The organism is Bowdeniella nasicola, from assembly GCF_001907295.1.
Taxonomy (GTDB): Bacteria; Actinomycetota; Actinomycetes; order Actinomycetales; family Actinomycetaceae; genus Bowdeniella; species Bowdeniella nasicola.
In genome coordinates this window covers 1-5,770 of record NZ_MQVR01000105.1, presented here as the reverse complement: position 1 = coordinate 5,770, position 5,770 = coordinate 1, and the positions used below count along the sequence as shown (strand labels likewise).

Sequence of the window (5,770 nt, the reverse complement as noted above, 5' to 3'; positions counted from 1 at the left end):
CGGTCACGAACTTCTGCAGGGTACTTACTCGGTGCAGGCATGTTCCTATCCTCTCGGTTAGATCAAACCCTCCACCACACCCGGGGCGATCCATTTTTCGAAGACCCCGGCGAAAACGGCGAGGACTTCGATATCGACAAGTCCTGGGATGTCATCCATTTCCTTGCGACAGGACAACGGAGTGAGTCCAAGCATCCACTGTCCCGGATGATGTTTGGCGGTAAGGAGTCCAGGTTCGACCTGTCCATGGGGCCAGCGATGTATCAATCGCCGGAGATGGTCAAGACGATCGCCGCGGCACTCGAGGAGGTGTCGGACGATGACCTTAGTTCCCGCGACGATCCTCAGGTTCTCCCACAAAACGAGATCTATCCGGGAAAGGCCTTCTGGCAATCTGTGGATCCGTCGTTCTTCGAGGACTACATCCTTGACAATTTCCACGAGTTCCAGGAGCAGTACGCTGCCGCCTCACAAAACGGCGAAGCGATGCTCACCTGCATGCAGTAGCAAAACAAAACTGCCGGCCACCTCGCGGTGGCCGGCAGTTTTTTGCGCTCTAGACTAAGCGTCCTGGGGGCTTAGAAGCCGCCCATGCCGCCCATGTCCGGGGCAGCCGGAGCAGCCGGGGCCGGCGGCTCGGGCTTGTCGGCGACGATGGCCTCGGTTGTGAGGAACAGGCCCGCGATGGACGCCGCGTTCTGCAGCGCGGAGCGGGTGACCTTCACCGGGTCGTTGACGCCAGCGGCCATGAGGTCTTCGTAGACGCCGGTCGCGGCGTTCAATCCGTGGCCGGGCTCGAGGTTGCGAACCTTTTCCGCAACAACGCCGCCTTCGAGGCCAGCGTTGATGGCGATCTGCTTCAGCGGAGCCTCGACGGCGAGCTTCACGATGTTCGCGCCGGTCTCCTCATCGCCCTCGAGGGTCAGGTCATCGAAGGCCTCCTTGGCGGCCTGGATCAGGGCGACGCCACCACCGGCGACGATGCCCTCTTCGACGGCAGCCTTCGCGTTGCGGACGGCGTCCTCGATGCGGTGCTTGCGCTCCTTGAGCTCGACCTCGGTCGCAGCGCCGGCCTTGATGACGGCGACGCCACCGGCGAGGCGGGCAAGGCGCTCCTGCAGCTTCTCGCGATCGTAGTCGGAGTCCGACTTCTCAATCTCGGAGCGGATCTGGTTGACGCGGCCTTCGATCATCTCGGCGGCGCCGGCGCCCTCAACGATGGTGGTCTCGTCCTTGGTGACGACGACCTTGCGGGCGCGGCCCAGCACGTCGAGGTCAGCGGTCTCGAGCGAGGTGCCAAGGGTCTCGGAGATGACCTCGCCACCGGTGAGGATGGCGATGTCCTGCAGCATGGCCTTGCGGCGGTCACCGAAGCCGGGGGCCTTGACGGCGGCCGACTTGAAGGTGCCACGGATCTTGTTCACGACGAGGGTCGCGAGGGCTTCGCCCTCGATGTCCTCGGCCACGATGAACAGCGGCTTGCCGGACTGGATGACCTTCTCGAGCAGCGGCAGGAGGTCCTTAACGTTCGAGATCTTGGACTCGACGAGCAGGACGTAGGCGTCCTCGAGGACGGCTTCCTGGCGCTCGGGGTCGGTCACGAAGTAGGGGGAGATGAAGCCGCGGTCGAAGCGCATGCCCTCGGTGAGCTCAAGCTCGAGGCCGAAGGTGTTGGACTCCTCGACGGTGACGACGCCTTCCTTGCCGACCTTGTCGAGGGCTTCGGCGATGAGGTCACCAATGGCCTGGTCGCCCGCGGAAATCGCAGCGGTCGCGGCGATCTGCTCCTTGGTCTCGACCTCCTTGGCGTCCTCCAGCAGCTTCTCGGCAACGAGCTCGACGGCCTTTTCGATGCCACGCTTCAGCGCGATCGGATTGGCGCCGGCGGCCACGTTGCGCAGGCCTTCCTTCACGAGGGCCTGGGCGAGAACGGTCGCGGTGGTGGTGCCATCACCGGCGACATCGTCGGTCTTCTTAGCAACTTCCTTGACGAGCTCGGCGCCGATCTTCTCGTAGGGTTCCTCGAGCTCGATTTCCTTAGCAATGGACACACCGTCGTTGGTGATCGTGGGGGCGCCCCACTTCTTTTCCAGAACGACGTTGCGGCCCTTGGGGCCAAGGGTGACCTTGACGGTGTCGGCCAGGGTGTTCAGGCCACGCTCCATGCCGCGACGAGCTTCCTCGTCGAACGCAATCATCTTTGCCATGGGGTGAAATCCTCCATAGATGGGCTTCAGGCGGCTCGATGCCCGCGACGGACGGGAAACGTGGCGGTGCACCTAGGTCTGTGCGCCGCGGTTACCCTCATCGAACTACCGGGTTCTTATCACTCACCTGCTGGGAGTGCTAATAAGTAGTCTGGCACTCTCGCCCTGAGAGTGCAAGATCGCGTCAGTGGATGTGAAGAACTCGACGCTAGCGCAGCACGTTGGTGCGCAACACAACGGCGATCGACTCGGTGGACCTCGCCGATTCGACGAGATTCGTGATCCCGAGCTTCTTGCCGATCGCTTCGGCCGACGCCTTCTGCTTCGCGGAGCGGTAGTAGATCGTATCGGCTGCTGGGGAGTTGGAGCGGTAGTTTTCTGCGACGACCTTCGTGAAGCCATCGTTCTTCAGCGCTTGGGTGACCCTAGCTGCCAGGCCCTTGATGCCCGAACCATTCAGGACGGTAACGAGCTGGGTCTTATCGGCCTTGCCGGGAGCCTCCGAGCTCGGCGATTCGCTCGGCTCCTCGGAGGGCTCGTCGCTCGGGGATTCGGTCGGCTCCCCACTCGGCTCTTGCGAGGGTTCACCGCTTTCTTCGGGAGTCTCCTCGGCACCCGGCGACTCGCTGTGAGTGGCGCTCACACCTGGGACGTGCGTGGTCTGCGGGGTCCGGTTCGACCCGAGGAAGGACATCGCGGCCCACGCGAGCAGCGGGGCGAGGACGATGACGATCGCGTACGGCAGGTAGGTCCGCCAGCGCGGCTCTAGGCGCCGATGAACTCCGACGGGACCGCGTTCGCGCGCGGCGATGTCGAATTCGTCTTCCTCGTAGTGGGTCATGTCTTAAGCCTATCGGTTAACGTCCACGCGCTGGCGTCGGGCACGAGATCGCGCCCGGGAATCCCGCTCGTTCAGCAACTTCTTGACCGTCATCGGGTGGGCGGCCATCGCCTCCGGCCGATCAATGAGGCGGGCCAGGTGGAGGTAGTACTCGGTGGAGGTGACGTCGAAGGTCTCCCGGATCGCGCGTTCCTTCGCTCCGGCCAGGCGCCAATACTGGCTTTCGAAACGCAACATCGCCTGTTCGACTTCGCTGAGTTCGCCCACGCGTTCCTCCCTTTCTTGCGACGTAACGCCCCCATGCTAATGGGAAAATGCCGCTTAGCATGGGAGGCGTGAGTGTGAAGGACGCAATTGATGCCAGTTGGCTACGCCCGCTAGAGCCCGTGCTCGACCAGATCACCCAGCTGGGGCAGATGCTGCGAGAGGATAACGCGGCCGGCCGCGGCTACCTGCCTGCGGGCTCAGACGTGCTGCGGGCCTTCACCTATCCGTTCGATCAGGTCAAGGTCCTCATCGTCGGCCAGGACCCCTACCCCACCCCGGGGCATCCGATGGGACTCAGCTTTTCGGTCCAAAAGGACGTCCGCCCTATCCCGAAATCGCTCGTGAACATCTACCAAGAGCTCGCCGACGACCTATCGATCCCGCCGGCCGCGCATGGCGATCTGTCGTCGTGGAGCGAACAGGGCGTCATGCTGCTTAACCGGATCCTCACCGTGACCCCGGGCAAGCCGGCGTCGCATCAGGGCCGCGGCTGGGAAGAGGTCACCGAATGCGCGATCCGCGCGCTCGCCGCCCGCGATCAGCCGCTCGTCGCGATCCTGTGGGGACGCCACGCGCAATCACTAACTCCCCTGCTGCGTGAAGGCCCTCGCGTCTCCATCATTTCCTCCCCGCACCCCTCGCCACTGTCGGCCTACCGCGGCTTTTTCGGCTCCAAGCCCTTCTCCCGCACGAACGACGCACTACAGGCCGCCGGCACGGACCCGATCGACTGGCGCCTGCCACCCGCATAACCACACTCCGCGCCCGCCGCCATTATCCACATGCGTCTTCGTCCCGACGCCGGAGGCGCCAAAGTTATCCCCACCCCTCCCCCGCGAACCTGATGGCCGTGCCACGGTAGGGTCATGTCGCATTCGGAGCTCATCGCCCAGTTCACCACCGAGACCGGTGAACTGGACCTCGGCGCGCTCGACGCCATCGATGCCCTCCTGCGCGCCGGCCAGGAAAGCGGCTGGTCGCGGCACACCCCGCAGGACCACCTGCACGCCGTCCGCCTCCTCGGGCGAATCTCCCGCCGCGCCGCTGCCTCCGGCGCCACCTGTATTGCCGACACTAACGCCACCAAAGCCGCCCGTACCCTGAACCGCTGCGAGCGCTTCTTCGACCCCGAGGTCTTCGACGAACTCACCGCCTCACTCCTAGAACACGCCGTCACCGTCGATCCCGACTCCTTCGTGAAGGACTGCGACAACCTGCTGCGCGATGTGGACGAAATGTCCGGCAAAACCCAAGACGAACTCGCCAAACTCAAAATCGAGCAGTCGCGCGCCGACCGCGGCATCGTCTTTATACCCCGCGACCGCAACCACCCCGAGTTCGGCGCGGACGTGCGCATGCACCTCACCCAAGCCGACTGCGACGTCCTCCTGCCCGTCCTGGACCGCATCTCCCAAGGCATCCGCTACCGCCGCCGCGCTCGTCGAGGTCGCCCATCGCTTCACGCGCCCTACCTCCGGCAGCTTGTACCACCGCGGCGATGACCTCTTTACGCAGTTCGACGGCAGCCTGGACAACGCCAATTCCGGCAGCCCGGACGGGCCCCCAGCAGCCCGGACGGCTACCAGCGCTTTCACCCCAACGGATTACCGCCGTTCGAAAATGAGCCGGACTTCCCGGATGACCTCAACGGCCCTCCGACAAGCGCGATATCATCACGCCCTCGCGAGTCCGCGCGACGCGCTACCGCGCCCGTACCTCGCAGCGGGACTGTCTGAATAATGGTGTGTGAGGGTCCGGCCTGATCCGAAAGGAGATGGCCGTGACTGACACGACCACTGTCGTTGTTGACGACGAGATGATTGATCCCGTGACCGGGGAGATCATCAATCAGAAGGAACTCGCAGAACGCTTGCTCGCGCAGGCGAAGGAGCAGGGCGTGAGCCTGGTCGGCCCGGGTGGCCTGTTGAACCAGCTCACGAAGAACGTCCTCGAGACCGCGTTGAACGCCGAGCTGACCGAGCATCTCGGGCACGACCACGGCGGCACCCCGTTGGGCGAGAACATGCGTAACGGGACGCGGGTCAAGACGGTGCTCACTGTAGAATCGGGCCCGTCGAGATCGAGGTGCCCAGAGACCGTGACGGCTCGTTCGAACCGGTGATCGTCCCAAAGAGGAAGCGCCGGCTGGACGGGGTCGATCAGATCGTGCTCTCGTTGACCGCGCGCGGGTTGACCACGGGTGAGATCGCCGCGCACTTCGACGAGGTCTATGGGGCGAAGGTCTCCAAGGACACGATCAGCCGGATCACCGAGAAAGTCACCGGGGAACTGGCCGAATGGGCCTCCCGGCCGCTGGATGCGATCTATCCGGTGATCTTCGTCGACGCGATCGTGGTGAAAGTGGCTCTTCCGGTTTCAGAGTGCGTGACGCGGTCTCTGACTGCCGGGTGTTGGTGATGAATGAGGGGCGGGCCTTGGGTGAAGATAGAAGTTC

At 64.0% G+C, this 5,770-nt stretch carries 6 protein-coding genes and 1 pseudogene; 4 read left to right on the top strand and 3 right to left on the bottom strand.

The features are described from left to right. Positions 1 to 507: YfbM family protein (locus tag BSZ39_RS11930; protein ID WP_143180532.1), on the top strand; the 507-nt coding region annotated here is incomplete at its 5' end. Positions 508 to 578: 71 nt separating this feature from the next. Here BSZ39_RS11930 and groL read toward each other — a convergent pair. From groL to BSZ39_RS11915, 3 genes are all read right to left on the bottom strand, one after another. Further along, positions 579 to 2,207: a chaperonin GroEL gene (gene groL / locus BSZ39_RS11925; RefSeq protein ID WP_073717547.1), complete on the bottom strand. Its 1,629-nt coding sequence runs from the start codon at positions 2,205 to 2,207 to the stop codon at positions 579 to 581. Between the two features lie 208 nt (positions 2,208 to 2,415). Continuing rightward, positions 2,416 to 3,048, bottom strand: coding sequence for a LytR C-terminal domain-containing protein (locus tag BSZ39_RS11920; RefSeq protein WP_073717546.1), 633 nt, complete (start codon positions 3,046 to 3,048; stop codon positions 2,416 to 2,418). A 9-nt stretch (positions 3,049 to 3,057) separates the two neighbouring features. After that, positions 3,058 to 3,315 (bottom strand): DUF3263 domain-containing protein, encoded by a 258-nt coding sequence (locus BSZ39_RS11915; protein ID WP_073717545.1) that lies wholly within the window; start codon positions 3,313 to 3,315, stop codon positions 3,058 to 3,060. 59 nt (positions 3,316 to 3,374) lie between these two features. Here BSZ39_RS11915 and BSZ39_RS11910 point away from each other — a divergent pair, with 59 nt between their 5' ends. From BSZ39_RS11910 to BSZ39_RS14715, 3 genes and pseudogenes are all read left to right on the top strand, one after another. After that, positions 3,375 to 4,067 carry a uracil-DNA glycosylase gene (locus BSZ39_RS11910; protein WP_073717544.1) on the top strand — a complete coding sequence of 231 codons (693 nt, stop codon included), beginning with the start codon at positions 3,375 to 3,377 and terminating at the stop codon, positions 4,065 to 4,067. A gap of 114 nt (positions 4,068 to 4,181) precedes the next feature. Then, a complete protein-coding gene (locus tag BSZ39_RS11905; protein WP_073717543.1) occupies positions 4,182 to 4,817 on the top strand; it encodes a hypothetical protein in 636 nt (211 codons plus the stop codon). Positions 4,818 to 5,131: 314 nt separating this feature from the next. Further along, a pseudogene (locus BSZ39_RS14715) lies at positions 5,132 to 5,679 on the top strand (transposase); the annotation flags it as partial. Positions 5,680 to 5,770 lie beyond the last annotated feature (91 nt).

Coding starts and splice junctions, on each gene's coding strand:
- BSZ39_RS11920 (WP_073717546.1), bottom strand. CDS start 3,048: ATGACCCACTACGAGGAAGACGAATTCGACATCGCCGCGCGCGAACGC.
- BSZ39_RS11910 (WP_073717544.1), top strand. CDS start 3,375: ATGGGAGGCGTGAGTGTGAAGGACGCAATTGATGCCAGTTGGCTACGC.
- BSZ39_RS11905 (WP_073717543.1), top strand. CDS start 4,182: ATGTCGCATTCGGAGCTCATCGCCCAGTTCACCACCGAGACCGGTGAA.
- groL (WP_073717547.1), bottom strand. CDS start 2,207: ATGGCAAAGATGATTGCGTTCGACGAGGAAGCTCGTCGCGGCATGGAG.